Consider the following 24,973-nt stretch of genomic DNA (forward strand, 5'->3'; position numbering starts at 1 on the left):
CCGGGAAACACCTAAATCGAAGACCGGCCTGCGGTAATGATCGGCCGGGTAATGCGCGAAGATGATGCCGCCGTTTCGGGGGCCATCGGGTGCGGGACCAAGATGGGCTCCAGATGAAAGCTGATTTCTACGAAACGCTCGGTGTGGCGAAGGGGGCAGACGAGAAGGAACTGAAGGCAGCGTTCCGCAAGCTGGCGATGCAGTTTCATCCCGATCGCAATCCCGGCGACCATGCCTGCGAGCACAAGTTCAAGGAAATCAACGAGGCCTACGAGTGCCTCAAGGACCCACAGAAACGCGCCGCCTATGATCGCTTCGGCCACGCCGCCTTCGAGAATGGCGGCGGCATGAACGGTGCCGCCCACGGCTTCGCCGCCGGCGGCTTTGCCGACATCTTCGAGGATATTTTCGGCGAGATGATGGGCGGCGGCCGCCGCCGCTCCTCCGGCGGGCGCGAACGCGGCGCCGACCTGCGCTACAATATGGAGATTTCGCTGGAGGAGGCGTTTGCCGGCAAGACCGCGCAGATTCACGTTCCGGCTTCCGTCTCCTGCACCGAATGCACCGGCACCGGGGCCAAACCCGGCACGCAGCCGGTCACCTGCTCCATGTGCGGCGGCCACGGCAAGGTGCGCGCGAGCCAGGGTTTCTTCTCCGTCGAGCGCACCTGTCCGCAGTGCCAGGGCCGCGGCCAGACCATCAAGGACCCCTGCCCGAAATGTGCGGGCCAGGGCCGGGTGACGGAGGAGCGCTCGCTGTCGGTCAACATTCCGGCCGGAATCGAGGACGGGACCCGTATCCGCCTTGCCGGCGAGGGCGAGGCCGGCCTGCGCGGCGGCCCGGCCGGCGACCTCTACATCTTCCTGTCGGTGAAGCCGCACGAGTTCTTCCAGCGCGATGGCGCCGACCTCTATTGCAAGGTGCCCATCTCCATGACCACCGCCGCGCTCGGCGGCTCCTTCGAGGTGGCCACGCTGGACGGCACGCAGACGCGCGTGAAGGTGCCCGAAGGCACTCAGAACGGCCGCCAGTTCCGCCTCAAGGGCAAGGGCATGCCGGTGCTGCGCCAGCCTCAGCTCGGCGACCTCTACATCCAGGTCGCGGTGGAAACGCCGCAAAACCTCACCCGGCGCCAGCGCGAACTGCTGGAGGAGTTCGAGAAGATCTCCAGCCAGGAAAATTCCCCGCAGTCGAGCGGCTTCTTTTCCCGCATGAAGGACTTCTTCGAATCCTTCGGCGAGCGCTGAGCAAATTTTTCCCGCATTGGCGGCCTGTTGGGCCAAGTTGCATCTTGCGGTGAGCCACGCAATTGCTAAGTACCCATCCGGGGGAACGGTCAGGAGGAACTTGCATGGCACGTGGTCCCGGTCTGAAGAAGGCGCTCGCGCAGAGGTTTGACGACGAGCTGAAGTTCTTCCAGGGCTGGGTGCGAAGGCCCAAGGCCGTCGGTTCCATCATCCCCACCAGCAGCATCACGGCGCGCGAGATGGCCTCCGTCATCGACACGGGCTCGGGCCTGCCGGTGCTGGAGATCGGCCCCGGCACCGGGGTCATCACCCGCGCCATACTGGCCCGCGGGGTGCGGCCGGAAAACCTCTATGCGGTGGAATATTCCCCCGAATTCGTGCGGCACCTGCGCCGGCTCTATCCCGCCGTCAACGTCATCGAGGGCGACGCCTTCAATCTTTCGGCGGCGCTGGGCGACAACAGGGACCTGACGTTCGATTCGGTGATCTCCGGCGTGCCGCTGCTCAATTTCCCGGTCGCCCGCCGCATCGCCTATCTGGAAACCCTGCTCGACCGCATCCCGCCGGGCCGCCCGGTCGTGCAGCTTACCTACGGGCCGCTGTCGCCCATCCCTCCCGGCCGCGGCGACTACAGGGTCGAGCACTTCCATTTCGTGGTGCGCAACATCCCGCCCACCCAGCTCTGGATCTACCGGCGCGGCCGGCACAACTGACGCTCCGGTTGATTCGCCCGGCGCTTGGCCTATAGGTGCCGGCAACGACAGGGAGCGCAGATGCCTGTAACGCCAAGAATTCTCGTCTTCGCGGGTTCCGTCCGCATGGGCGCCTATAGCGGCCGCACCGCGGACGCCGCCCAGAAGGCGCTTGCCGTGCTGGGCGCGGAGGTCACCCGCATCTCGCTGGCCGACTATCCGTTGCCCATCATGGACGAGGATCTGGAGCGCGAGGCGGGCATTCCCCAGAACGCGCTGCTGCTCGCCCGCCAGATCGGCGCCCATGACGGCGTCCTCATCGCCACGCCCGAATATAACGGCTCGATCCCGCCGCTGCTGAAAAACGCGATCGACTGGGTAAGCCGCGTGCGCCGGGACGGCGGTCACGCCTTCGCGCCGATGACGGGCAAGCCGGTGGGGCTGTGCTCGTCCTCGGCCGGCCAGTTCGCCGGCATCCGCGCCATAAACCACTTGCGCGCGGTGCTGGTGCGCTGCCGCATGGAAGTCGTCACGCCAGAATGTTCGGTGCCGGCGGGCGCTGACGCCTTTGCCGAGGACGGCGAATTCCGCGACGAGAGACAGAAACGAGCCATGGAGCACCTATGCCGCACGCTGATGGAAACCGCATCCTTGCTGTCGAGACGGTTGGAGCCGTGACGGCGATGCGCGACCGCCTCATCGTCGCGCTCGACGTGCCGACGGTGGCCGAGGCCGGCAAGGTGGTGGACGAACTGGGCGATGCCGTCTCCTTCTACAAGGTCGGCTATCAGCTCGCCTTCGCCGGCGGCCTGGATTTCGCGCGAGAGCTGGCGGCTGGGGGCAAGAAGGTGTTCCTCGACATGAAGCTGCTCGACATCGACAACACGGTGGCCAGGGGCGTCGAGAACATCGCGAAGATGGGCATGGCCATGCTCACCCTGCATGCCTATCCCAAGGCCATGAAGGCGGCCGTGGAAGCCGCCCGCGGCAGCGATCTCATCCTGCTGGCCGTCACCGTGCTGACGTCGATGGACGGGCGGGACCTCGCCGACGCCGGCTACCGCGACGACGATCCGCGCGCGCTGGTGCTGCGCCGCGCCGGCCAGGCGCTGGACGCGGGCATGGGCGGCATCGTCTGCTCGGCCGAGGAGGCGGCTGCGGTGCGCGCCATCGTCGGGCCGGACCTTGCACTGGTCACGCCGGGCATCCGCCCCGCGGGTGCGGCCCATGGCGACCAGAAGCGCGTGGTGAGCCCGGCCGCCGCCATCCGCGACGGCGCCAGCCATCTCGTCGTCGGCCGGCCGATCGTCGCAGCGGTTGACAGGCGGGCCGCGGCCGAAGCTATTCTGGAGGAAATGCGCTCGGCCTGACCGCCTGGCGGCTGCAACGGGGAAGGACAGGAAATGCCGAAGGGATATTGGATCGCCCGCGTCGACGTGCGCGACCCGGAAGGCTACAAGGACTATGTCGCGGCCGCGAAGCTGGCCTTCGACCGGTTCGGAGCGAAGTTCCTGGCGCGCGGCGGTGCGCATGAGGCGGCCGAGGGGCCGGGTCGTGGCCGCAACGTCATCATCGAGTTCGATTCGCTTGCCACCGCGCACGACTGCTACCACTCGCCCGAATACCAGCGCGCCGCCGCCATCCGCCAGAAGGTGGCCGATGGCGAGATCGTGCTGGTCGAGGGAAATTGAAGCGTTTCGTCGTCGCGCCGCGACGGGTTAGGGGTGGGGGTAAGGCCTTGGCCGATTGCCCGCTACATCAATTTGAACGGAATGCCTGAGATCAGTGCCTTGACCAGCCGCTTCTTCTGGTAGAGCCCGTTCAGCGACACGCGGCCGAAAGCGGTGGGGCGGGCGAGGTTCCACGGGCCCAGCATGCCGGGCTGCGTGGTCACTGCAATCGCAAAGCCCGCATCGGCCGCCGCCTGCACCTCGCGCTCGCCGACCGCCTCGGCATAGCCGTACGGATAGGCGAAGGTGCGCGGCGCGCGGCCCACATAGGTCGCCACCGCCTCGGCCGATCCGGCAAGCTCGTCGCGCAGCCGGCTCGCGCCGGCCCGGCGCAGGTTGACATGGGTGAGCGTGTGAGCCCCGAAGCGGGCCAGCGGATCGCGCGCCAGCGCGCGCAACTCGTCGGCATCCATCACCAGCCGGTCGACGATGGCGAGCGGGTCGAGTCCATGCGCGCGTGCCAGCCGGTCGAGCCGCGCGATCGTCTCGTCCTCGTCCCCGGCGGTCTGCACGAAAGCGCTGAAACGGTCGAAGGCGGCGCGTTTCTGGGCCGGCCTGCGCATGTCCAGTTGCTCGAGACCCTGTCCGAAGTCGAATTCCGCCATGTCGAGCCTGGTGGTGAGGGCTTCCGCCGTCTCCCACCATGCCGAGCGGCTGCGCTCGACAAAACCCTTGGTGATAAAGATCGTGTAGGGCACCCCATGCCGGCGGAACACCGGCGCGGCATGCTCGGCATTGTTGCGGTAGCCGTCGTCCAGGGTGAAGGCCACGAAGCGGCGGCGGTCCGAAGCGTCGGCCAGCAGGCGCGGCAGGTCCTCCAGCGCCACCGGCACCAGCCCTGCCTCCGCGCAGGCGCGGATCGCCTCGTCCAGGAATTGCGGCGTCACCGAAAGCAGCGCGTTCGGGTCGTGTGTTCTGGTCTCGGCCGGCCGTACGTGGTGCAGCGTGAAGATGACGCCGCGCCCGCCGGCGGAAGGCCACAGCGCATCGGCCCGCGTCAGCGCCACCGTTTCCAGCCCGGCGCGGATGCCGGCATGTTTGAGCAGTCTTTTGGCCTTGGCTTTGAGGAACATGCCGGCTCGAACGCGGTCAGCGCAGGATGCGCCGGGTCAGAACGCGCCAGGCGGTCAGCGGCACGTCCATCAGTCCGGGCAGCGGGTCGTCGCCGGCAAAGGCCGCCCAGGCCCGCACCGAACCCAGCGAGCGCGTGTAGCCGCCGGTGGCGCGGCGGCCTTTGGAGCCGAGGCGGACGGCCGCCACCATGTCGCGCACCAGATACATCCACGCCGTTCCCGCCTGGGCCGTGGCGGGTGGGGCGGGGCGACCGTTGGCTACGTCCCAGATCATGCCGCCCAGGTCGACGCCGGCCGCCGCGGCGAGCCCGAACCACGACCACGGCCGCGGGTTGACGTCGAGCACCCGCAGTAGCCCGTCGCGAGGGTCGCGCTTGAACTCGATCTCCACCAGCCCGTGATGGCCGATTGCGCGCAGCAGAAGCCGCGCCGCCTCCATCGCCTCGGGTACCTCCGCCACCTCCACGAAAGTGGAGGTGTAGCCGAAATCGATCGGATATTGCCGCGTGCGGCGCGCGGCGAACTCGGCCACCGGCTCGCCCTGGTCCCACAGCGCGGCGTAGGAGAATTGGCATTCGCCGCCGCCGGGAATGAGCTGCTGCACCACCACGTTGTCGGCGCCGATCTGGCCGGCTGCGTCCGCATAGGCGGAAAGGAAGGCAGCGCGGTCGTCGGCGCGCACCACCTTGGCCTGCGAGAAGCGGCTGCCGCCGCCGCCCATATTCGGCTTCAGCACCACCGGAAACGTCAGGTCGGCGGCTGCCGCCTGCTCCAGCGAGGCGAATTCGTAGGTGAGCGGAATGCGCAGGCCCAGTTCGGCCGCGCGGCGGTAGAGCAGCGGCTTCTCGCACACCCATTTCAGCCGCTCCCACGGCGGCAGCGTCATCCGATAGGTCTGCGCCAGGACCTCAGCCGCCTGTGCTGCCATGCGCACCTCGGCGTCGCCGCCGGCCACCAGCAGGGCGCCGCGCAGTCCGCGCGTGTCGGCAAGCTCCCGGAGGAAGTCCACGGCCCCCGCGGCCCCAGGACCGGGCCAGGCGAATCTTGCGCGGACATGGCGCGACCAGCCGGGCAGCGGCGTGTCGTTGGAGACCAGCCAGACAGGCACCTTGCGCGCGCCCAGGCTGCGCGCAAGCGCCAATGTGCCGTGCGCGCCGCCAAGGATGACCACGCCGGGAATGCCATCAGGCAGCGCGGCGGCTGCAGGGCGGTCTGTCTGGTGCCGAATGTCGGAGGGCATGGCCGGCTCCGGCAATCGGCACTCCTCGAAGCTTAAGTGCGGCATGGCCGGCCGATTGGATTGATCGGCGAAAGCCTAGCAGTTGTCCGGTTAACAAACTGCTCGGCCGTCGGCCCGCGCAAGCATCAGACGCTTTCCAGATAGGTCTCCAGCTCGAAATCGCTGACCTGGAGGGCGAAGGTCTCCAGTTCCTGGCGCTTGCAGGCGATCAGCGACTGGCGCAGCGGTGCTGGCAATATGTCGTGCATCAGCGTGCCGCTCTCGAACAGCGCCGTGGCGGAGGCCCAGTCGGGCGGCAGCTTGGGCAGCTTGCGCTCATAGGCGTCGATGGCCGAGGGCTCGCCCGGCGAAAGCTCGCGCTCGATGCCGATCAGAGCCGCCCCCAGGATCGCGGCCATCACCAGATAGGGGTTGGCGTCGGCGCCGGAGACGCGGTGCTCGATGCGCCGCGCGGCCGATGGCCCGCCGGGGATGCGGATGGCGACCATGCGGTTTTCGTAGCCCCAGCCTACCGTGGTCGGCGCATGCGACTTGGGCCGCAGCCGCCGATAGGAATTGGCGTGCGGGGCAAACACCAGCGTGCTTTCGGCCATTGCCGAAAGCAGCCCGCCGACGGCGTGCCGCATCATGTCCGAGCCCTGGTCGGTGCCGTCGTCGAAGACGTTGCGGCCTTCGGCGTCGACCAGGCTGAAATGCACGTGCAGGCCGTTGCCGGCGCGCTCGCCATAGGGCTTGGCCATGAAGGAGGCGACGAAGCCGTGCTTGCGGGCGATGCCCTTGACCGTGCGCTTGAAGAAGACGGCGTCGTCGGCCGCGCGCAGCGCGTCGGACACGTGGTTGAGGTTGATCTCGAACTGTCCGATGCCGTTCTCGGCAATCGCCGTGTCGACGGGAATGTTCTGGCTGCGGCAGGCTTCGTAGACGTCGTAGATGAAGGCCTCGAAATCGTCGAGTTCGTCGATGGAAAGGGCCGCGTCCGAATCCAGCCGCCGCCCCGTCACCGGCGAGACCGGGCCGATCGGCCGCTGCGATTCCGGGTCCACGAGGTAGAATTCCAGTTCGGTCGCCGTCACCGGGGTGAGGCCCAGCTTGCGGTAGCGCTCCAGCACCGCTGCCAGCGCCCGGCGCGGATCGGCTAGATACGGCGCGCCGCCCTCGTCGCGCAGCCAAAGCGGCAGCAGCCCGGTGGGGTGTGCGGTCCAGTTCACGGGCAGGATGGCGCGCCCCGTCCACTCGCACAGGCCGTCGGCGTCGCCGGTGGAATAGACCAGCGGGTCGCCCACGATATCCTCGCCCCAGATGTCCAGCCCGATGAGCGAGAACGGCATGCGCAGCTTGCCTTCCAGCGCCTTGCGCGCCTGCTCGACCGGGATGCGCTTGCCGCGCATGACGCCGTTGAGGTCGCAGACAGCAGCCCTCAGGCTCTGGATGTCCCTTCGCTCGTCAAGCCATTCCAACATGTACGACACGGCATCCGACAATTCCTACCTCCCTGTTGATTGCACAAGGAACGCGCGATCCCGCGCGGCCGGAACGGCCGGGAAATATGCTTGGAGATGTTTGTTCCAGATGGCCTTAATTTTGGGGCCGCTGCCTGAAAATGGGTTGCACGATCCTTTGACAGCATATCGGGCGGGCGCGCGCTTGCCAAGCTCGCCACATCATGCCGATGCCGGCGAGGCAGGCGGCGCTATATGTTGCGCCGCTTGCCTTCCATCAGGTCGAGCACGGCGCGCGCCGCATCGAGCACATTGGTGCCGGGGCCGAACACGGCGGCTACGCCGTGATCGAGCAGGAACTGGTAGTCCTGGCGCGGCACCACGCCGCCGACCACGACGATGACGTCGCCGGCGCCTTTGGCCTTCAGCGCCTCGACGAGCTGGGGCGCCAGCGTCTTGTGGCCCGCCGCCAGCGACGACATGCCCACGACGTGAACCTTCGATTCCACCGCGAGATCGGCCGCCTCTTCCGGGGTCTGGAACAGCGGCCCGGCGATGACGTCGAAGCCCATGTCGCCGAAAGCCGAGGCGATCACCTTGGCCCCGCGGTCGTGGCCGTCCTGGCCGAGCTTGGCCACCAGCACGCGCGGCCGGGCGCCGAGCGCCTTGGCGAATTCCTCCAGCCGCTCGACCAGGTTCTCGTATTCCGGTTCGCCTTCGTGGGCGGGGCCGTAGACCTTGCGCACCACTTTCGGCACGGCCGAATGGTCGCCGAAGGCCACGCGCAGCGCATCCGAAATCTCGCCCAGCGTGGCGCGCGCCCGCGCGGCTTCCACCGCCGCTTGGAGGATGTTGCCCTGTCCGGTGCGGGCCACCCCGGACAATGCAGCCAGCGTCTCCTCCACCTTGCCCGGGTCGCGCTGGCGCTTCATGCGTTCCAGCCGCGCGATCTGCGCTTCGCGCACGGCCGCGTTGTCGATGTCGAGGATGTCGATCTGGTCCTCTTCCTCCAGCCGGTACCTGTTGACGCCGACGATGACGTCGTGGCCCTGGTCGACCGCCGCCTGGCGGCGCGTGGCGGCCTGTTCGATCAGCCGCTTGGGCAGGCCCGAGGCCACCGCCTGCGTCATGCCGCCCATGGCCTCGACCTCCCCGATCAGCGCCCAGGCCTTCTCGGCCAGCTCGTTGGTCAGGCTCTCGACATAGTAGGAACCGGCCAGCGGGTCGACCACCTTGGTCACGCCGGTCTCGTGCTGGAGGATGAGCTGCGTGTTGCGCGCGATGCGGGCCGAGAACTCGGTCGGCAGCGCGATCGCCTCGTCGAACGAGTTGGTGTGCAGGCTCTGGGTGCCGCCCAGCGCGGCGGCCAGCGCCTCATAGGCCGTGCGCACGATGTTGTTGTAGGGATCTTGCTCCTGCAGCGAGACACCCGACGTCTGGCAATGCGTGCGCAGCATCAGCGAGGATGCCTTCTTCGGCTCGAATTCCTCCATGATGCGGCTCCACAAAAGCCGCGCGGCGCGCAGCTTGGCGGCTTCCATGAAGAAGTTCATGCCGATGGCGAAGAAGAAGGACAGCCGCCCGGCGAACGCGTCGACGTCGAGCCCCTTCTTCAGCGCCGCGCGCACATATTCGCGCCCGTCGGCCAGCGTGAAGGCCAGTTCCTGCACCAGCGTCGCCCCTGCCTCCTGCATGTGGTAGCCGGAGATCGAGATGGAATTGAACTTCGGCATCTCGCCCGCCGTGTACTCGATGATGTCGGCGACGATGCGCATCGAGGGCTCGGGCGGGTAGATGTAGGTGTTGCGGACCATGAACTCCTTGAGGATGTCGTTCTGGATGGTGCCGGAAAGGTGCGCGCGCGGCACGCCCTGCTCCTCGCCCGCGACGATGAAGGAGGCCAGGATCGGGATCACGGCGCCGTTCATGGTCATCGACACCGAAACCTTGTCGAGCGGGATGCCGTCGAACAGGATCTTCATGTCCTCGACCGAATCGATCGCCACGCCGGCCTTGCCGACGTCGCCCTCGACGCGCGGGTGGTCGCTGTCATAGCCGCGATGGGTGGCCAGGTCGAAGGCCACCGACACGCCCTGCTGCCCGGCGGCCAGCGCCTTGCGGTAGAAGGCGTTCGAAGCCTCCGCCGTCGAGAAGCCGGCATATTGGCGGATCGTCCACGGCCGGCCCGTGTACATCGTCGCTCGCGGCCCGCGCAGGAACGGCTTCTGTCCCGGCAGGCTGTCCAGATGGGTCACGCCTTCCAGGTCGGCCGCCGTGTAGAGCGGCTTGACCGCGATGCCTTCGGGCGTTTCCCACACCAGCGCGTCGGGATCGGCCTTGGTTTCCTTCTCGGCGGCCGCCCGCCATTTTTCAAGGTTGGAATTGGTCATGACAAGCTCCGATTGCATCGGCAGGGCATGGGGTTTGCAGCCACCGTCCCATACCCCCACCCCTTACCCCTCCCCACAAGGGGAAGGGGGACCTTGGTATCCCGTCTGCTACGGGAACGTTTGCTTCAAGCTCTACGATCCCGAATCCCCCTCCCCCTTGTGGGGAGGGGTAAGGGGTGGGGTAGCCCCGTAAGCCATCACTCGAACTCCATGATCAGTTCGTCAACGGCCAGGCTTGCGCCGGCCTGCGCTGCAACGCGCCTGACGGTGCCCCGCCTTTCGGCGCGCAGCACGTTTTCCATCTTCATGGCTTCCACCGTGGCCAACGCCTGCCCGGCCTCGACCGTGTCGCCTTCCTGCACGGCGAGCGAGGTGAGAACGCCGGGCATCGGGCACAGGAGCATCCTCGAGGTGTCGGGCGGCAGCTTCACCGGCATCAGCCGGGCAAGCTCGGCCACCCGCGGCGAGCGCACGAAGGCGGTGGCGTCGATGCCGCGCCAGCGCAGGCGGATGCCCGAGCCGGCCAGCGTGGTCTTCACGCCCAGCCGGTGCCCCTCCACCTCGAAGACGGCATGGGAGGCGCCCGGCAGCCAGTCGCTGGCAACGGAAAGGTTTTTTCCGTCAGCAAAGGCGATCGCGATCCGTTCCTCGTCCTGTGCGACGCGCAGCGCGAACTCGTGGCCGGCAAGGCTCGCCACCCAGTCGGCGCCGATGGCGCGCGGATGGTTCGCCAACGCGCCGGAAACCTGCGCTCCGCGCCGGGCAAGCGCCAGATAGATGAAGGTCGCCACCGCGGCCAGCAGGCGCGCCTGATCCTCGCTTGCAGCCACGCCGGAAAACCCGTCGGGAAACTCCTCGGCGATATAGGCCGTGGTCAGCCGGCCCGCACGGAACCGCTGCTGATCCATCACCGCCGACAGGAAGGGCAGGTTGTGGCCGATGCCCTCGACCTCGAAATCGTCCAGCGCGCGGCCCATCGCCTCGATCGCGCCGGCGCGATCGGGAGCCCAACTGCACAACTTGGCGATCATCGGGTCGTAGTACATGGAAATCTCACCGCCTTCGAAGACGCCGGTATCGTTGCGCAGGACGGTTCCGTCGGGCTGCCTGCCTTCGGCCGGCGGGCGGTAGCGGGTCAGGCGGCCGATGGAGGGCAGGAAGTTGCGGTAGGGGTCCTCGGCATAGAGCCGGCTTTCGATGGCCCAGCCGTCCAGCCTCACGTCGTCCTGGCCGAAGGAGAGCCTCTCGCCGGCGGCCACGCGGATCATCTCCTCGACCAGGTCGAGGCCGGTGATGAGCTCCGTCACCGGATGCTCCACCTGCAGGCGGGTGTTCATTTCCAGGAAATAGAAGTTCTTCTCGCCGTCGACGATGAACTCCACCGTGCCGGCCGAATGGTAGCCGACCGCCTTGGCCAGAGCCACGGCCTGCTCGCCCATGGCCTTGCGCGTGGTGGCGTCGAGGAAGGGCGAGGGGGCTTCCTCGATGACCTTCTGGTTGCGGCGCTGGATCGAGCATTCCCGTTCGCCCAGATAGACGATGTTGCCGTGCTGGTCGCCCAGAACCTGGATCTCGATGTGGCGCGGCTGGGTGATGAATTTCTCGATGAAGATGCGGTCGTCGCCGAAGGAGGACTTCGCCTCGTTCTTCGAGGACTGGAAGCCTTCGCGTGCCTCGGCATCGTTCCAGGCGATGCGCATGCCCTTGCCGCCGCCGCCGGCGGAAGCCTTGATCATCACCGGGTAACCGATGGCATGCGCGATGCGCGCCGCCTCCTCGGCCGTCTCGATAAGCCCCATATGGCCGGGCACGGTGGAAACGCCGGCCGCGGCCGCGATCTTCTTGGAGGTGATCTTGTCGCCCATCGCCTCGATGGCCACCGGCGGGGGGCCGATGAAGGCCACGCGCTCGGCCTTCAGCGCCTCGGCGAAATGCGCGTTCTCCGACAGGAAGCCGTAGCCGGGATGCACGGCATCGGCTCCGGTCTTGCGGATGGCGTCGAGAATCCGGTCGATGACGATGTAGGACTGCGAGGACGGCGCCGGGCCGATATGCACGGCCTCGTCGGCCATCTTCACATGCAGCGCGTCGCGGTCGGCGTCGGAATAGACGGCGACGGTCGCGATGCCGAGCTTTTCCGCCGTCCTGATGACGCGGCAGGCGATTTCGCCGCGATTGGCGATGAGGATCTTCTTGAACATCTGTCGTTTCCTCGCAGCGCGGCTTAGAGCATGCTGCAGCCAAGCGGGATCACTTGGCGTCGCAAACATGCGGCAACATCAACTGGATAGACCATGATGTCGTCCGGAAACCGCTTCACACTTTTCAGCATCATGGTCTAAAGCGGCATGGTGTCGTGCTTGCGCCACGGGCTTTCGGCCCGCTTGTTGCGCAGCGCGGCGAAGGCGCGGGCGATGCGCCGGCGCGACGAATGCGGCATGATCACCTCGTCGATGAAGCCGCGCTCGGCCGCCACGAACGGATTGGCGAAGCGCTCCTCATATTCCTTCGTGCGCGCTGCGATCTTTTCCGGGTCGCCAAGCTCCGAACGGTAGAGGATTTCCGTGGCGCCCTTGGCGCCCATCACCGCGATCTCGGCCGTCGGCCAGGCGTAGTTGACGTCGGCGCCGATATGCTTCGACGCCATGACGTCATAGGCGCCGCCATAGGCTTTTCTGGTGATCAGCGTCACCATCGGCACTGTCGCTTGGGAATAGGCGAACAGCAGTTTCGCCCCATGCTTGATGACGCCGCCATATTCCTGCGCCGTGCCGGGCAGGAAGCCCGGAACGTCCACCAGCGTCAGAAGCGGAATGGAGAACGCGTCGCAGAAGCGCACGAAGCGCGCCGCCTTGCGCGAAGAATCGATGTCGAGGCAGCCGGCCAGCACCATCGGCTGGTTGGCGACGACCCCCACCGTCTGGCCTTCCATGCGCAGGAAGCCGGTGATGATGTTCTTTGCGAACGCTTCCTGGATTTCGTAGAAATCGCCCTCGTCGGCCAGCGCCAGGATCAGCTCCTTCATGTCGTAGGGCTTGGTCGCGCTGTCGGGCACCAGCGTGTCGAGCCGCATGTCGACGCGCGCAGGGTCGTCGTGGAAAGGCCGCGCCGGGGGCGCCTGCCGGTTGTTCAGCGGCAGGAAGTCGAACAGCCGCCGCACCCCTTCCAGCGCCTCGATGTCGTTTTCGAAGGCGCCGTCGGCGACCGACGACTTTTGCGTGTGGGTGCGCGCGCCGCCCAGTTCCTCGGCAGTCACCACCTCGTTGGTGACGGTCTTGACCACATCGGGTCCGGTCACGAACATGTAGGAAGAGTCGCGCACCATGAAGATGAAGTCGGTCATGGCCGGCGAATAGACCGCGCCGCCCGCGCAAGGCCCCATGATGACCGAAATCTGCGGCACCACGCCGGAGGCGTCGACATTGCGCTTGAACACGTCGGCATAGCCGGCGAGCGAGGCCACGCCCTCCTGGATGCGTGCGCCGCCGGAATCGTTGAGGCCGATGACCGGCGCGCCGTTCTTCACGGCCATGTCCATGATCTTGCAGATCTTCTGCGCATGCGTTTCCGACAGCGAGCCGCCGAGCACGGTGAAGTCCTGGGAAAATACATAGACCATGCGGCCGTTGATCGTGCCCCAGCCCGTCACCACGCCGTCGCCCGCCACCTTCTGGGCGGCCATGCCGAATTCGGTGGCGCGGTGGGTGACGAACATGTCGTATTCCTCGAAGGAGCCCTCGTCGAGGAGCACTTCGAGGCGCTCGCGCGCCGTCAGCTTGCCCTTGGCATGCTGGGCGTCGATGCGTTTGTGCCCGCCGCCGAGGCGGGCCTCGGCGCGGCGCGCCTCCAATTGTTCCAGAACGGCGCGCATCAGGCGCTGCCCTTCGCGCAAGCTGCGGCTTTGTGAATTCCAGTCATCGCCCCGCCTCCGGTTCGGCATGATGTCGCAGATGGCGGCGTGTAGACGTGGGCGTGGGGCGAGAAAACCGTTGAAGGGGCGCGATTGTGTAATGTATAAAAATGCAAACTCAATATTGCGAATTTGCGAATGGCGCCTGGCAAACTGTTCATCGGAAGACGCGTGCGCGAACTGCGCGAAGCCGGCAAGGCCACCCAGGCCGCCTTTGCCGAGCGGCTGGGCATCTCCACCTCCTATCTCAACCAGATCGAGAACAACCAGCGGCCGGTCTCGGCCACTGTGCTGCTGGCGCTGGCGGAAAATTTCCAGATCGACATCGCCTCCATCTCCGGCAGCGATGGCGACCGGCTGCTGTCGGCACTGCGCGAGGCGCTGGCCGATCCGGTCTTCGACGTGCATTCGCCGGGCCTGCAGGAACTGAAGCTCGTCGTTCAGAACGCGCCAGCCTTCGCGCATGCGCTGATTGCCTGCCATCAGGCCTATCGCAGGAACAGCGAGCAGCTTGCCAGCTTCGACGACCGCATGGTGCGGGCCGACGCCTTCGCCGAACCGGCGCCCTACGAGGAAGTGCGCGATTTCTTCCACTTCGTCGACAACTACATCCATGAACTGGACCTTGCCGCCGAAAGGCTGGCGGCGGCGCTTCAGGTTCCCGAGCGCGAGCCGGGCGCGGCGTTCGCCGAGCATCTGGAGCGGCGGCACGGGGTGCGCATCCTGCGCGCGAGCCCCGGCGAGACCATCCTGCGGCGCTACGATCCGGCGGCGCGGGCGCTGTTCCTCAATCCCTATTCGCCGGCCGCCACCCGCAGCTTCCAGATGGCTTTCCAGCTTGCCGGGCTGGAGCAGGAGGAGGAGATTGGCGCAATCGTGCTGCGGGCAGGCTTCCGCACCGCGGAGGCCGCCGAGATCTGCCGCATCGGGCTGATGAACTATTTCGCCGGCGCGCTGATGCTGCCCTACCGGCCGTTCCTGGCGGCGGCGAAGGAACTGCGCCACGATCTCGAGTTGATGGCGGCGCGCTTCGGCGCCAGCCTGGAGCAGGTGGCGCACCGCCTCTCCACGTTGCAGCGCCCGGGGCTGAAGGGGGTGCCGGTGTTCTTCGCCCGCATCGACCGCGCCGGCAACATCACCAAGCGCCACAGCGCCGCCCGCCTGCAGTTCGCGCGCTACGGCGCGGCCTGCCCGTTGTGGAACGCCCACCAGGCGTTCGAGACGCCGGGCCGCATCATCCGCCAGCTTGCCGAGACGCCGGACGGCGTGCGCTACCTGTGCGTGGCCACCGAGATCGCCAAGGGCGGCGGCGGCTTCAACGCCCCGCATCGCCGCTACGCCATCGCGCTGGGCTGCGAGGTGGCGCATGCCGGCGACTTCGTCTATGGCGACGGGCTCGATCTCACCAGTCGCGCCGCCTTCGACCCGATCGGCATCTCCTGTCGCATCTGCGAGCGGGTGGACTGCGTGCAGCGCGCGGTGCCGCCGCTCAAGCGCCGGCTGGCCGTCGACCACGACAGCCGCGCCATCCTGCCGTATTCGATCCTGTAGGGTCAGGCCGCCGGCTGGATGCCGAAATCCTCGGGCGCCAGCAAGAGGTCCGCCAGCGTGTAGCGATCGAGCGTGCCGGAAAAGGCAGCCAGCGCCTCCTTCAGCACGCCGCGCAGGCGGCATCGCGGCGTGATCAAGCACTTGTTGCCGCTGCGGAAGCACTCCACCAGGGCAAAGTCGGGTTCGGTGGCGCGCAGCACGTCGCCGAGGCGGATCGCCTCCGGCCGCCTGGCCAGCGAAAGCCCGCCCGAGCGGCCGCGCACCGCCTTCAGGAAGCCGGCGCGGGTGAGCTGGTTGGCAACCTTCATCAGATGGGCGCGCGAGATGCCATAGACCTCCGCGGTCTCCTCGATGGTGATCAGCCGGTCGGCCTGGGTTGCGGCATACATCAGAAGCCGCAGCGAATAATCGGAAAAATCTGTCAGTCTCATTCGAAATCCTTCGGCGCCGCCTGGCGGCGTCATGGTTCGCCTAAACATGCCTATTGCAGGTATCTTTTGCAAGCTCCGGCGCATTTGTCGCGGCCGATGCGCGTCTTTTTCTATAAGATATATTGACTATGTATCTTTTTGGATCGACTATCGGGCCGATCGCAGGGCGTGCCGGAAGGCATGCGGCCGGTGCAGGACAGGAGGCCGGAACATGGCTGTGGAGGCGACGACCCTTTCGGACGACGAGGTCAGGGAAGCGTTGCGCCTCGTCATCGACCCGGAGCTCGGTTACAACATCATCGATCTCGGCCTGGTCTACGAAGTTTCGGTCTCGGATGGCGGCGTCGTCCAGATCATGATGACGACGACGACGCGTGGCTGCCCTGCCACCAACTACCTGAAGGAAGGCGCCCGTGACGCCGCCTGGAGCGTTCCGGGCGTGGAATTCGTCAACGTCAGCCTCACCTACGAGCCGCCATGGACGCCGCGCATGATGAGCGAAGAGGCCAAGCAGCATCTCGGCATCGGCGGCGATGGCGACTGGTGAGTGCCATGGCGTGCGCGAAGTTAGCGGAGACGACAGACATGAACATCGCTGAACAAGACAGGAAGCCGGGTGCCGGCCAGTCCGACGCCGCATCCGAAAGCTCGCTTCTGCCGATGCTGATCGGCGGTCTGGCGCTGATCGTCATCGGCATGGTCGTGGTCGCCGTGCTGGTCTGATCCGGTCGCCGCGCCCTTCCTGCCTTCGCGCGGCCGCCGTCGTCAGCGCACCACGAGCACCGGAACCGTCGCGGTCGCCAGCACCTCCGCCGTCTGGCTGCCGAGCAGCAGGCGCTTGAAGCCGCGGCGCCCGTGCGAGGCCATGACGATGAGCCCGCATCCGCGGTGCTTTGCAGTCTCCACGATCACCGAAGCGGCCCAGCCGTCCGGCACATGCAGCGTGTCGGCCTCGACGCCGGCATTCGCGGCCTCCGCCTTGGTTGCCGCCAGTATGTCTTCGGCGAACTTCTTCTGGGCGGCGTCATAGCTGGCGAAATCGTCGGGCGAGGCGACCCAGCCGGCTGCGGTCGCCGTTGCCTGGATCGGGAAAGGCTCTGTCACGGCGATGATCGTCACCTTGCTGCCAAGAGCCTTCGCCAGTGAAAGCCCTTGCTGGACTCCGTGGTGCGCGAGATCCGAGCCGTCGGTGGGGAGGAGGATGTGGTCGTACATGATGCCCTCTTTCGTGTGCGGTTACCGCTTCGCGACTATGCCTATCACCGGGTTGCGCGGCAATATTTGTCCCAGCGCAAAACCGGCGGGCTGAATTGCCGCCGCCCCATCTTGTGGCCGCCGTCCTGCCCTTGAATTGCAACAATTGCTGACTAGGTTGGTACTATGTGTATGGAAACCTTCGTCAGGATGTCGAGGCTCGCCGGGGAAGCAGGATGCTTTTCCCGGAGCGGTCGTCCTGACCCCGGTTCCCGCACCTGAATTCCGCTCCGGGGCGCATTTTCCAGACATTGCGGTTCATTTTCAGACGGCGCTTGCGCCGCGTTGATGGAGCGTATCCGACATGCATTTCCGTTCCCCTCTTTCCTGCACTTCCTGCCACCGCGGCCTTCCCCGCGCGGCGTTGCGCTGCCCCTGGTGCAAGACGCCGATCGTGGTTCCGCCGTCGCTGGACTGGCCCGCTCAGCCGCGGCCGCATATTGGCCTGTCGCGCCAGGGGCGGGCCAGCCGATGAGTGAGCTGCCGATGAGCGACCTGATGGAGCGCGTTGCCGCCCGAGACAGCGCGGGCGAGATCACACAGCAGCAATATGGCGCCCTGCCATGGCGCCTCGGCCGCAAGGGCATCGAGGTGCTGCTCATCACCTCGCGGCGGCGAGGCCGCTGGATCGTGCCCAAGGGCTGGCTGGTCAAGGGCCGGTCGCCGGCCCAGTCGGCCGCTCGCGAGGCGTTCGAGGAGGCAGGCGTCATCGGCCGCGCCTATCCGGCGCCGATCGGTGACTATGTCTACATGAAGTTCGGCGAGGACGGCTCCGCCGAGCCCTGCCGCGTCACCCTTTTCAGCCTGCACGTGCAGGGCACGCTCATCAACTGGCGTGAGAAGGAACAGCGCCAGCGGCGCTGGTATGCGGCCGACGAGGCGCCGGACGTCATCGCCGAGCCGGACCTGTCGCGGCTTGTGGAGGCCTGGCAGTCCCGGCTGAAGCGGTCCGCGGGCGGCAAGCCCTGAACAGACCATGAAAAGGGCGGGCATCGAAGCCGATGCCCGCCGCATTTCGTCTTTCCGCGTCAGGCCTGTGAGGCCTCCATAACCTTTCCGGCAGCCTGTGCATGGCCGAAGTCGAGGCGCTCGTCGCGCTCGCCCTCGCGCACCCAGGTGGGCAGGCCGATGCGGTCCAGCACCGCCAGGAACGGGCGCGGCGGCAACTCCTCCACATTGGCCATCTTCTTGACGTCCCACTCGCCGGTGGCGACCAGCATGGCCGCAGCCACCGCCGGTACGCCGGCCGTGTAGGAGATGCCCTGCGAGCCGACCTCCTCGTAGGCCTGCTTGTGGTCGGCTACGTTGTAGATGAAGACTTCGCGCGGCTTGCCGTCCTTCACGCCCTTGACCAGGTCACCGATGCAGGTCTTGCCGGTGTAGTCCGGCGCCAGCGAGGCCGGGTCGGGCAGCACGGCCTTGACCACCTTGAGCGGCACCACTTCCAGCCCCTCGGCCGTCGTCACCGGCTTCTCGGACAGCAGGCCGAGGCTGTTCAGCACGGTGAAGACGTTGATGTAATGGTCGCCGAAGCCCATCCAGAAGCGGACGTTGGGAATGCCGAGATTCTGCGAGATCGAATGGATCTCATCATGGCCGGTGAGATAGCTCTGGCTCTTGCCCACCACTGGCAGGTCCCAGTCCTTGCGGACCTCGAACATCTTGTTCTCGACCCACTTGCTGTCCTGCCAGGTCCAGACGCGGCCGGTGAACTCGCGGAAGTTGATCTCCGGGTCGAAATTGGTCGCGAAATAGCGGCCGTGGCTGCCGGCATTGATGTCGATGATGTCGATCTCGTCGACACGGTCGAAATAGTCATCGACGGCGAGCCGGGCATAGGCGTTCACCACGCCCGGGTCGAAGCCGGCGCCGAGGATGACAGTGGCTCCGGCCTTCTCGGCCTCCTCGCGCCGCTTCCATTCGTAGTTGGCATACCATGGCGGCGCCTCGCAGATCTTGGCCGGATCCTCATGGATGGCGGTGTCGATATAGGCTGCACCGGTCTCGATGCAGGCCGTCATCACCGACATGTTGAGGAAAGCCGAGCCGACATTGATGACGATCTTCGCGCCCGTCTTCTCGATCAGCGCCTTGGTCGCCGCCACATCAAAAGCGTCGAGCTCGTGCGCCTCGATGGTGCCTGCCGCCTTGAGGCTCTTCTTCTCCCGGACGGATTCCACCATCCTCTGGCACTTCGCAAGGGTGCGCGAGGCGATATGGATGTCGCCGAGCACATCGTTGTTCTGCGCGCACTTATGCGCCACGACCTGCGCCACGCCACCGGCGCCGATAATGAGCACGTTCTTCTTCATTCCGGGGGATGTTTCCTTAATGGTTGGAGTTAATGGACGAGCCTGTCGCTAGGACAGGCTCTGCTCATAGTCCGCGAAGCCGAACTCGCGGACGACCTTGATCGATCCGTCGGTCTCGCGGATCGCGATGGCCGGCATCTTCACGCCGTTGAACCAGTTCTTTTTGACCATTGTATAACCGGCCGCGTCCTGGATGGAGATTCTGTCGCCGACCTTCAGCTCGTTCGGAAAATCGAACTCTCCGAACACGTCGCCGGCCAGGCACGACTTGCCGCACACCATGTAGCGGTGCGGACCCTGGTTTGGCGCCACCTTGGCGCTCTCGCGGTAGATCAGAAGGTCCAGCATGTGCGCCTCGATGGAGGAATCCACGATGGCCAGTTGCTTGCCGTTGGTGAGAGTGTCGAGCACGCTCACTTCCAGCGTGGTGCTGTTGGTGATCGAGGCTTCGCCGGGCTCCAGATAGACCTGCACGCCGAAGCGGCCGGAAAACGCCTTGAGGCGCTCGCAGAAGGCGTCGAGCGGATAGTCCTCGCCGGTGAAATGGATGCCGCCGCCCAGGCTCACCCAGTCCGCGCGCTTCAGCAACGCACCGAATTTCTCCTCAATCTGGGAAAGCATCCGGTCGAACAGGCCGAAATCGGCATTCTCGCAATTGTTGTGGATCATGAAGCCGCTGATGCGGTCCATGACCCTTTCCACCTTCGCCGCGTCCCATTCGCCCAGCCGGGAGAACGGGCGGGCCGGATCGGCGAGATCGAAGGTGGAGGAGGAGACGCCGGGGTTCAGGCGCAGGCCGCGCGCGATGCCGCCCGCCCGGTTCTCGAAGCGCTCGAGCTGGCCGATCGAGTTGAAGATGATCTTGTCGGCATGTGAGACCACCTCGTCGATCTCGTCGTCGGCATAGGCGACCGAATAGGCGTGCGTTTCGCCGCCGAATTTCTCGCGCCCGAGCCGCACCTCGTAGAGCGAGGAGGAGGTGGTGCCGTCCATGTACTGGCCCATCAGGTCGAACACGGACCAGGTGGCGAAGCATTTCAGCGCCAGCAGCGCCTTTGCCCCCGACTGTTCCCGCACGGCGGCGATCTTCTCCATGTTGCGGAGGAGCTTCGCCTTGTCGATGAGGTAATAGGGCGTCGGGATCATGCGCATGCCGTCGGAAACGAGGGGATGGAAAAGATGGATGCGGAAATGTGACAGGCCGTCTTGCGGCGATCCGCCTTGCGGAAGATGACAGGGGCCTTCCGGCCGTGACGCAAAACCGATTCGGCCGGCTAGAAGCTCGGCTCGAACGACCGCAACCTGGAGCAGCGAGGCTCCAGCCGCCTGAGTGCATACACCTTCATCATGTCCCTTAGGGTAAGGTCGATGCCGCGCAAGTCAAGTCGGGCGGGCAGCGACCAATTGCCAGCCCCGCCTGCACCCGTCTGGCGGCCGCTTTGTGCCGCGCGTCTACTTGCCCAGTTCGATCGAGCGCAGGCGCGCGGCTTCCACCGCGTCCGTCAGCAGGGTCTTCAGCCGGTCCTCGCCCATCAGCACCGAAAGGGCGGCAGCCGTGGTGCCGTTGGGGCTCGTCACCTGCCGGCGCAGTTCGCCCGGCTCCTCGCCGCTCTTCGCCGCCAGCGCGCCGGCGCCATAGACGGTCTGCATGGCCAGGAGCTTCGCGGTCTCGGCGGGCAGGCCCGCTTTCTCGGCTGCCGCGGTCAGGCACTCGATGAAGTGGAAGACGTAGGCCGGCCCCGAGCCGGAGACGGCGGTGACCGCATCCATCAGGCTTTCGTCCTCGATGGTGGCCACGGCGCCGCTCGCCGAAAGCAGGTCGAGCACGCGCACTTGCGTCTCGGTAGACACCAGCGGGTTGGAAAACACCACCATCATGCCCTTGCCGATCGCTGCCGGCGTGTTGGGCATGCAGCGCAGGATCGGCGCACGCGGTCCCAATATCTGTGCAAAGGTCGCCACCGGGGTGCCGGCGGCGATGCTGACGAAGGTGGTACGGCCGTCGCCGAAGCGCTGGTACTGCTGCGTCACCTCGCGGATCACCTGCGGCTTGACCGCGATCACCACCAGCTTCGGGGCGGCGTCGGCTGCGATGTCGGCCGCGCTCGTGCCCGTCTGGCAGCCCAGCGCCTGCGCGCGCGTCCGCAAGGCGTCGTTGGGTTCCACCACGAAGACGCTGCCGGCGGCCAGCTTGCCGGAATTCAGCCAGCCGGCGAGCATGGCATGACCCATATTGCCGCAACCGGCGAGGACGAGTTCGATCGACATGGTATAGCCTCCGCAGAACCGGCCCTGCATAGACCGTTGCGCGGCGGCCGGAAAGCCCGTTCACGAAGAGCGGGAAGCTCTTTTGTGGGCGCGCACCTGTCTGAAGCGGTTCCCAGCCTTGTGGCCCGGCCGGGGGTCATGCCGGACGGCTGCCGGCACAAGCCGGCCATCGGGGGAGGACGGAACCGCCTGTCACTTGCCGCAGTAGTGGTCGTTCACGGTCGGGGCCTGATAGGCGCCCTGGCCCATATGTTGCTCATACGCGCAGGGGCCGAGTGGTGTGGGCCGTGCCGGGCCCGTATATTCCTCGTCCGGGGCAAAGATGCTGCCCGTTATGGTCTGGTCGGGCGCGAACACTTCGCCGTTGTCGCGCGCGTGGTGCCCATGATGTCCGTGTCCTTCGGACCGTCCGCCATGCTGGGCCATCGCCGCGCCGGAAAGGCCCAGCGCGAGGATGCTTGCTATTGCTATTGTCCTGAACATGAGATTTCTCCGTTATGTACGCCGTAGCGTCCAGCAGGCGGAAATAGGGGAGGCTGCCGGAAAATCCGCTCAAAAGAAGGTGAGGCGCAGTTTACGCCGGCCGTTCGCCCGCCCGGTCCGCACAATATGGCGACGGACTGCGCGACGTGGCTGACAACCGCACCCGACGCCGCTATTTCTGTGCGCCGACCCGGTCCCGGTTTCGGGATTACGGCATTGGACGGCGCAATGGCGGGATTGCGCGGCGCAGATTTCGTGAAAATGCCGCTTCGATGAAAACAGCATTGCGAGGACAGATCGTGGCCGAAGTGATCGACGGAAAGAGCGTGGCGGCGGATGTGGTGGCAAGGGTCAAGACCCTGGTCGCCGACCTGACCGCGAAGGGCGGCACGAAGCCGGGCCTTGCCGTGGTGATCGTGGGCGAGGACCCCGCCAGCCAAGTCTATGTTGCCTCCAAGTCGCGCACGGCCAAGGAGTGCGGCTTCCATTCGGTGCAGCACACGCTGCCGGCCGAGACCCGGGAGGCCGACCTGCTCAAACTGATCGCCGGTCTCAACGCCGATCCCGCCATCCACGGCATTCTGGTGCAGCTTCCGCTGCCGAAGCATGTCGACGCGGGCAAGGTCATCCAGGCGATCGCGCCGGAGAAGGACGTCGACGGCTTCCACTTCGTCAATGTCGGCAAGCTCGGCACCGGCGAGCTGGAGACCGCCTTCGTGCCCTGCACGCCGGCCGGCTCCATGCTGCTGATCGAACGGGTGCGCGGCAAGGACCTGTCCGGGCTCAGCGCCGTGGTGCTCGGCCGTTCCAACATCGTCGGCAAGCCGATGGCCAACCTGCTTCTGGCGGCCAACTGCACCGTCACCATCGCCCACAGCCGCACGAAAGACCTGCCGGCGCTCGCCCGCACCGCCGACATACTGGTCGCTGCCGTGGGCCGGCCCGAAATGGTCCGGGGCGACTGGATCAAGCCCGGCGCCACCGTCATCGACGTCGGTATCAACCGCATCCCTGCGCCGGAGAAGGGCGAGGGCAAGTCGCGGCTGGTCGGCGACGTCGCCTACGCCGAAGCCGAGAAGATCGCCGGCGCCATCACCCCGGTGCCGGGCGGGGTCGGGCCGATGACGATCGCCATGCTGATGGCCAACACCGTGGTTTCGGCATTCCTCGCTGCCGGCCTGCAGCGCCCGGGCTTCTGAAGCGCAATCGCGGTATGCACGCCCGCCGCTTGCGGGCGCCTGCCGTTACTGTAGAAAAGGCGCCCATGATGGATCTGGTTCAGGGTGGGCGCCAGTTCGGTTTCCTGCTGGCCGACAAGTTTCCGATGTTCTCGCTCGCTGCGGCGATCGACACCGTGCGCTCGGCCAACCGCCTGGCCGGACGTGAATTCTATGGCTGGACGACCATCTCGGCCGACGGCGGCGCGACGAAGGCCTCCAACGGCCTGTCCATCACGACGGACCATGCGGCGGGCGCTATCCCGCCCGTCGACATTTTGTTCGTCGCGGTCGGCCTCACCACCGAGTTTCCCGGCAAGAGCAAGGTGATTTCCGCGCTCAGGAGCTGGGGGCGGCGCGGCGGGTCGCTGGGCGCTCTGTCGGCCGGCTCCTATCTGCTGGCCGAGGCCGGCCAGCTCGAAGGCCACCGCTGCACCATCCACTGGGAGAACCGCGCCGGCTTCATCGAGCGCTTCCCCAACATCGAATGCACCGGCAACGTCTTCGAGATCGACCGCAAGCGCTATACCTGTGCCGGCGGCACGACCTCGATCGACCTGATGCTGGAGATCGTGCGCGGCGATTTCGGCCCCGGCATCGCCAATGCCGTCGCCAACCAGTTCCAGCACGAGCGCATCCGTTCCGCCGGCGACCGCCAGCGCGTCGGCCCCGAGCGCGACCTGACCGGCAAGTCGGAAAAACTGCGCAAGATCGTCGAGCTGATGGCCGATCACCTGGACGAGCCGCTGGCGGCAGCGCAGTTCGCCAGGTCGGCCGGCCTGTCCGTGCGCCAGGTGGAGCGGCTTTTCCTGCGGCATCTGGGCGTGACGCCCGGCCGCTACTACATGCGACTTCGGCTGGAGCGGGCGCGCGAGCTGCTGCGCCAGACCAACATGCCGATCCTCGACGTGGCGATCGCCACCGGCTTCACCTCGCACTCCTATTTCGCGCAGAGCTACCGCCTGCAATTCGGCCGCCCGCCCTCGGAGGAGCGGCGAACGACTTATTGACGCAAGCCCGGTCGAGCCGGCGGGGGAAGGATCACGTCCCGGCCGAGGAATGCCACACGGGCGCATAGCCCTGGCCGAGCACGGCAAGCGTCGTGGCGGGCGTGAGCAGCCGTAGCGGACGACCGGAAAACGCCTCGAAACCGAGAGGCGCGCCGTAGCCGGCAAACGACCATGGCAGCGCCGTGCCGGCGCGAAGGGCGTAGGTTTCGCGGCCGTCGGCGACCATGGCGCCGTCGGGCAGGCCTGGAAGATCGGCGGCGGTGATTTCGGCAGCCTGCCCGCCGGATGCCGCCCGCTCCTTGTGCAGCCGCGCGTCCAGCATCGGCGCGCGCGGCGTCTCGATGGCGAAGGCGGCGCCGAAGCGGCCGACGAAATCGCGGGCGCGCTCGCGCCGGCAGAAGAAGCAGGGCCGGTGCCCGGCGGCCAGCGCCGTCACCTCGTCGAGGAAGAAAAGCTCGGTCCAGCCGGCTTTCCCGCCCGGTCCGTTGCGGCCCATCGGCTCGCGCTTTCGCCCCTGGAACTCGCATTGGCAGATGATCCAGGCCGGCAGCGTCCAACGCCTTTTCAGCAGCGTCCGGGTGTCGGGATCGTGGATGACGCCGCGGTTGCCGGTGAACAGCCCGCGTTCGGGCACCGCATGGATGGCGCCGAACGGATCGACCCGGTTCTGAAGAGGCATGGCGATTTTCCCTTGGCCGGTGCCCGCGATCTTGGCCGACATGCCGG

General features: G+C 66.7%; 24 protein-coding genes. 11 read left to right on the forward strand and 13 right to left on the reverse strand.

What is annotated here, in order from left to right:
* Nucleotides 1-113: 113 nt before the first annotated feature.
* The 5 genes from dnaJ (at nucleotide 114) to ACTDI4_RS06785 (ending at nucleotide 3,630) form a co-directional block, all read left to right on the forward strand.
* A complete protein-coding gene (dnaJ, locus tag ACTDI4_RS06765; RefSeq protein WP_442840415.1) occupies nucleotides 114-1,247 on the forward strand; it encodes a molecular chaperone DnaJ in 1,134 nt (377 codons plus the stop codon).
* Between the two features lie 104 nt (nucleotides 1,248-1,351).
* Entirely contained in the window at nucleotides 1,352-1,960 is a 609-nt protein-coding gene (pmtA, locus tag ACTDI4_RS06770) for a phospholipid N-methyltransferase PmtA (RefSeq protein ID WP_442840416.1), read from the forward strand.
* 60 nt (nucleotides 1,961-2,020) lie between these two features.
* Entirely contained in the window at nucleotides 2,021-2,617 is a 597-nt protein-coding gene (locus ACTDI4_RS06775; RefSeq protein ID WP_442840417.1) for an NADPH-dependent FMN reductase, read from the forward strand.
* The gene (gene pyrF, locus ACTDI4_RS06780) at nucleotides 2,563-3,309 is read left to right on the forward strand and encodes an orotidine-5'-phosphate decarboxylase (RefSeq protein WP_442840418.1); all 747 of its coding nucleotides are present in this window, start codon (nucleotides 2,563-2,565) and stop codon (nucleotides 3,307-3,309) included. The genes ACTDI4_RS06775 and pyrF overlap by 55 nt, the downstream gene beginning before the upstream one ends.
* Before the next feature lie 33 nt (nucleotides 3,310-3,342).
* Nucleotides 3,343-3,630 (forward strand): DUF1330 domain-containing protein, encoded by a 288-nt coding sequence (locus ACTDI4_RS06785; RefSeq protein WP_442840419.1) that lies wholly within the window; start codon nucleotides 3,343-3,345, stop codon nucleotides 3,628-3,630.
* 62 nt (nucleotides 3,631-3,692) lie between these two features.
* Here the strand turns inward: ACTDI4_RS06785 and ACTDI4_RS06790 are convergent, their stop codons facing one another.
* From ACTDI4_RS06790 to ACTDI4_RS06815, 6 genes are all read right to left on the reverse strand, one after another.
* Nucleotides 3,693-4,742 carry a polysaccharide deacetylase family protein gene (locus ACTDI4_RS06790; protein ID WP_442840420.1) on the reverse strand — a complete coding sequence of 350 codons (1,050 nt, stop codon included), beginning with the start codon at nucleotides 4,740-4,742 and terminating at the stop codon, nucleotides 3,693-3,695.
* 16 nt (nucleotides 4,743-4,758) lie between these two features.
* Entirely contained in the window at nucleotides 4,759-5,982 is a 1,224-nt protein-coding gene (locus tag ACTDI4_RS06795) for a carboxylate--amine ligase (protein ID WP_442840421.1), read from the reverse strand.
* A 125-nt stretch (nucleotides 5,983-6,107) separates the two neighbouring features.
* Entirely contained in the window at nucleotides 6,108-7,442 is a 1,335-nt protein-coding gene (locus ACTDI4_RS06800) for a glutamine synthetase family protein (protein ID WP_442840422.1), read from the reverse strand.
* Nucleotides 7,443-7,672: 230 nt separating this feature from the next.
* Nucleotides 7,673-9,811, reverse strand: a complete 2,139-nt coding sequence (scpA, locus tag ACTDI4_RS06805) for a methylmalonyl-CoA mutase (RefSeq protein ID WP_442840423.1) — start codon at nucleotides 9,809-9,811, stop codon at nucleotides 7,673-7,675.
* A 197-nt stretch (nucleotides 9,812-10,008) separates the two neighbouring features.
* Nucleotides 10,009-12,012 (reverse strand): acetyl-CoA carboxylase biotin carboxylase subunit, encoded by a 2,004-nt coding sequence (locus ACTDI4_RS06810; protein ID WP_442840424.1) that lies wholly within the window; start codon nucleotides 12,010-12,012, stop codon nucleotides 10,009-10,011.
* Nucleotides 12,013-12,149: 137 nt separating this feature from the next.
* On the reverse strand, nucleotides 12,150-13,682 hold the full coding sequence (locus ACTDI4_RS06815; protein WP_442840425.1) for an acyl-CoA carboxylase subunit beta: 1,533 nt from the start codon (nucleotides 13,680-13,682) through the stop codon (nucleotides 12,150-12,152).
* Nucleotides 13,683-13,859: 177 nt separating this feature from the next.
* Between ACTDI4_RS06815 and ACTDI4_RS06820 the strand changes: the two genes are divergently transcribed.
* The gene (locus ACTDI4_RS06820; RefSeq protein ID WP_442840426.1) at nucleotides 13,860-15,272 is read left to right on the forward strand and encodes a helix-turn-helix domain-containing protein; all 1,413 of its coding nucleotides are present in this window, start codon (nucleotides 13,860-13,862) and stop codon (nucleotides 15,270-15,272) included.
* 2 nt (nucleotides 15,273-15,274) lie between these two features.
* Here ACTDI4_RS06820 and ACTDI4_RS06825 read toward each other — a convergent pair whose 3' ends face one another.
* Nucleotides 15,275-15,703 carry an Rrf2 family transcriptional regulator gene (locus ACTDI4_RS06825; RefSeq protein ID WP_442840427.1) on the reverse strand — a complete coding sequence of 143 codons (429 nt, stop codon included), beginning with the start codon at nucleotides 15,701-15,703 and terminating at the stop codon, nucleotides 15,275-15,277.
* A 211-nt stretch (nucleotides 15,704-15,914) separates the two neighbouring features.
* Between ACTDI4_RS06825 and ACTDI4_RS06830 the strand changes: the two genes are divergently transcribed.
* Entirely contained in the window at nucleotides 15,915-16,250 is a 336-nt protein-coding gene (locus ACTDI4_RS06830; protein ID WP_442840428.1) for a metal-sulfur cluster assembly factor, read from the forward strand.
* A 38-nt stretch (nucleotides 16,251-16,288) separates the two neighbouring features.
* Nucleotides 16,289-16,426, forward strand: a complete 138-nt coding sequence (locus ACTDI4_RS06835) for a hypothetical protein (protein ID WP_442840429.1) — start codon at nucleotides 16,289-16,291, stop codon at nucleotides 16,424-16,426.
* 42 nt (nucleotides 16,427-16,468) lie between these two features.
* On the opposite strand, the gene ACTDI4_RS06840 is transcribed toward ACTDI4_RS06835, so the two are convergent.
* Nucleotides 16,469-16,918, reverse strand: a complete 450-nt coding sequence (locus ACTDI4_RS06840; protein ID WP_442840430.1) for a universal stress protein — start codon at nucleotides 16,916-16,918, stop codon at nucleotides 16,469-16,471.
* Between the two features lie 510 nt (nucleotides 16,919-17,428).
* On the opposite strand from ACTDI4_RS06840, the gene ACTDI4_RS06845 reads away from it, so the two are divergent.
* Nucleotides 17,429-17,926 carry an NUDIX hydrolase gene (locus tag ACTDI4_RS06845; protein ID WP_442840431.1) on the forward strand — a complete coding sequence of 166 codons (498 nt, stop codon included), beginning with the start codon at nucleotides 17,429-17,431 and terminating at the stop codon, nucleotides 17,924-17,926.
* Nucleotides 17,927-17,985: 59 nt separating this feature from the next.
* On the opposite strand, the gene ACTDI4_RS06850 is transcribed toward ACTDI4_RS06845, so the two are convergent.
* From ACTDI4_RS06850 to ACTDI4_RS06865, 4 genes are all read right to left on the reverse strand, one after another.
* Complete coding sequence (locus ACTDI4_RS06850; RefSeq protein ID WP_442840432.1) at nucleotides 17,986-19,269, reverse strand: saccharopine dehydrogenase family protein; 1,284 nt, start codon at nucleotides 19,267-19,269, stop codon at nucleotides 17,986-17,988.
* Between the two features lie 48 nt (nucleotides 19,270-19,317).
* Complete coding sequence (nspC, locus tag ACTDI4_RS06855) at nucleotides 19,318-20,415, reverse strand: carboxynorspermidine decarboxylase (protein ID WP_442840433.1); 1,098 nt, start codon at nucleotides 20,413-20,415, stop codon at nucleotides 19,318-19,320.
* Nucleotides 20,416-20,721: 306 nt separating this feature from the next.
* Entirely contained in the window at nucleotides 20,722-21,537 is an 816-nt protein-coding gene (gene proC, locus ACTDI4_RS06860) for a pyrroline-5-carboxylate reductase (protein ID WP_442840434.1), read from the reverse strand.
* Nucleotides 21,538-21,729: 192 nt separating this feature from the next.
* Nucleotides 21,730-22,020 carry a hypothetical protein gene (locus ACTDI4_RS06865; RefSeq protein WP_442840435.1) on the reverse strand — a complete coding sequence of 97 codons (291 nt, stop codon included), beginning with the start codon at nucleotides 22,018-22,020 and terminating at the stop codon, nucleotides 21,730-21,732.
* 299 nt (nucleotides 22,021-22,319) lie between these two features.
* Between ACTDI4_RS06865 and folD the strand changes: the two genes are divergently transcribed.
* The gene (gene folD / locus ACTDI4_RS06870) at nucleotides 22,320-23,219 is read left to right on the forward strand and encodes a bifunctional methylenetetrahydrofolate dehydrogenase/methenyltetrahydrofolate cyclohydrolase FolD (protein ID WP_442840436.1); all 900 of its coding nucleotides are present in this window, start codon (nucleotides 22,320-22,322) and stop codon (nucleotides 23,217-23,219) included.
* Between the two features lie 65 nt (nucleotides 23,220-23,284).
* Nucleotides 23,285-24,247, forward strand: a complete 963-nt coding sequence (locus ACTDI4_RS06875) for a GlxA family transcriptional regulator (RefSeq protein WP_442840437.1) — start codon at nucleotides 23,285-23,287, stop codon at nucleotides 24,245-24,247.
* Between the two features lie 31 nt (nucleotides 24,248-24,278).
* On the opposite strand, the gene ACTDI4_RS06880 is transcribed toward ACTDI4_RS06875, so the two are convergent.
* Nucleotides 24,279-24,926, reverse strand: a complete 648-nt coding sequence (locus tag ACTDI4_RS06880) for a hypothetical protein (protein ID WP_442840438.1) — start codon at nucleotides 24,924-24,926, stop codon at nucleotides 24,279-24,281.
* Nucleotides 24,927-24,973 lie beyond the last annotated feature (47 nt).

It is taken from the genome of Mesorhizobium sp. PUT5 (genome assembly GCF_052216645.1).
Classification (GTDB): Bacteria; Pseudomonadota; Alphaproteobacteria; order Rhizobiales; family Rhizobiaceae; genus Mesorhizobium.

Bases quoted from the DNA above. Each gene is read 5' to 3' on its own strand.
- ACTDI4_RS06785 (WP_442840419.1), top strand. From the start codon at position 3,343: ATGCCGAAGGGATATTGGATCGCCCGCGTCGACGTGCGCGACCCGGAA.
- pmtA (WP_442840416.1), top strand. From the start codon at position 1,352: ATGGCACGTGGTCCCGGTCTGAAGAAGGCGCTCGCGCAGAGGTTTGAC.
- ACTDI4_RS06775 (WP_442840417.1), top strand. From the start codon at position 2,021: ATGCCTGTAACGCCAAGAATTCTCGTCTTCGCGGGTTCCGTCCGCATG.
- ACTDI4_RS06790 (WP_442840420.1), bottom strand. From the start codon at position 4,742: ATGTTCCTCAAAGCCAAGGCCAAAAGACTGCTCAAACATGCCGGCATC.
- proC (WP_442840434.1), bottom strand. From the start codon at position 21,537: ATGTCGATCGAACTCGTCCTCGCCGGTTGCGGCAATATGGGTCATGCC.
- ACTDI4_RS06865 (WP_442840435.1), bottom strand. From the start codon at position 22,020: ATGTTCAGGACAATAGCAATAGCAAGCATCCTCGCGCTGGGCCTTTCC.
- scpA (WP_442840423.1), bottom strand. From the start codon at position 9,811: ATGACCAATTCCAACCTTGAAAAATGGCGGGCGGCCGCCGAGAAGGAA.
- ACTDI4_RS06850 (WP_442840432.1), bottom strand. From the start codon at position 19,269: ATGAAGAAGAACGTGCTCATTATCGGCGCCGGTGGCGTGGCGCAGGTC.
- ACTDI4_RS06800 (WP_442840422.1), bottom strand. From the start codon at position 7,442: ATGTTGGAATGGCTTGACGAGCGAAGGGACATCCAGAGCCTGAGGGCT.
- ACTDI4_RS06845 (WP_442840431.1), top strand. From the start codon at position 17,429: ATGAGTGAGCTGCCGATGAGCGACCTGATGGAGCGCGTTGCCGCCCGA.
- ACTDI4_RS06835 (WP_442840429.1), top strand. From the start codon at position 16,289: ATGAACATCGCTGAACAAGACAGGAAGCCGGGTGCCGGCCAGTCCGAC.
- ACTDI4_RS06815 (WP_442840425.1), bottom strand. From the start codon at position 13,682: ATGCGCGCCGTTCTGGAACAATTGGAGGCGCGCCGCGCCGAGGCCCGC.
- ACTDI4_RS06875 (WP_442840437.1), top strand. From the start codon at position 23,285: ATGATGGATCTGGTTCAGGGTGGGCGCCAGTTCGGTTTCCTGCTGGCC.
- ACTDI4_RS06830 (WP_442840428.1), top strand. From the start codon at position 15,915: ATGGCTGTGGAGGCGACGACCCTTTCGGACGACGAGGTCAGGGAAGCG.
- nspC (WP_442840433.1), bottom strand. From the start codon at position 20,415: ATGATCCCGACGCCCTATTACCTCATCGACAAGGCGAAGCTCCTCCGC.
- pyrF (WP_442840418.1), top strand. From the start codon at position 2,563: ATGCCGCACGCTGATGGAAACCGCATCCTTGCTGTCGAGACGGTTGGA.
- ACTDI4_RS06810 (WP_442840424.1), bottom strand. From the start codon at position 12,012: ATGTTCAAGAAGATCCTCATCGCCAATCGCGGCGAAATCGCCTGCCGC.
- ACTDI4_RS06840 (WP_442840430.1), bottom strand. From the start codon at position 16,918: ATGTACGACCACATCCTCCTCCCCACCGACGGCTCGGATCTCGCGCAC.
- ACTDI4_RS06795 (WP_442840421.1), bottom strand. From the start codon at position 5,982: ATGCCCTCCGACATTCGGCACCAGACAGACCGCCCTGCAGCCGCCGCG.
- dnaJ (WP_442840415.1), top strand. From the start codon at position 114: ATGAAAGCTGATTTCTACGAAACGCTCGGTGTGGCGAAGGGGGCAGAC.
- ACTDI4_RS06880 (WP_442840438.1), bottom strand. From the start codon at position 24,926: ATGCCTCTTCAGAACCGGGTCGATCCGTTCGGCGCCATCCATGCGGTG.
- ACTDI4_RS06820 (WP_442840426.1), top strand. From the start codon at position 13,860: ATGGCGCCTGGCAAACTGTTCATCGGAAGACGCGTGCGCGAACTGCGC.
- ACTDI4_RS06825 (WP_442840427.1), bottom strand. From the start codon at position 15,703: ATGAGACTGACAGATTTTTCCGATTATTCGCTGCGGCTTCTGATGTAT.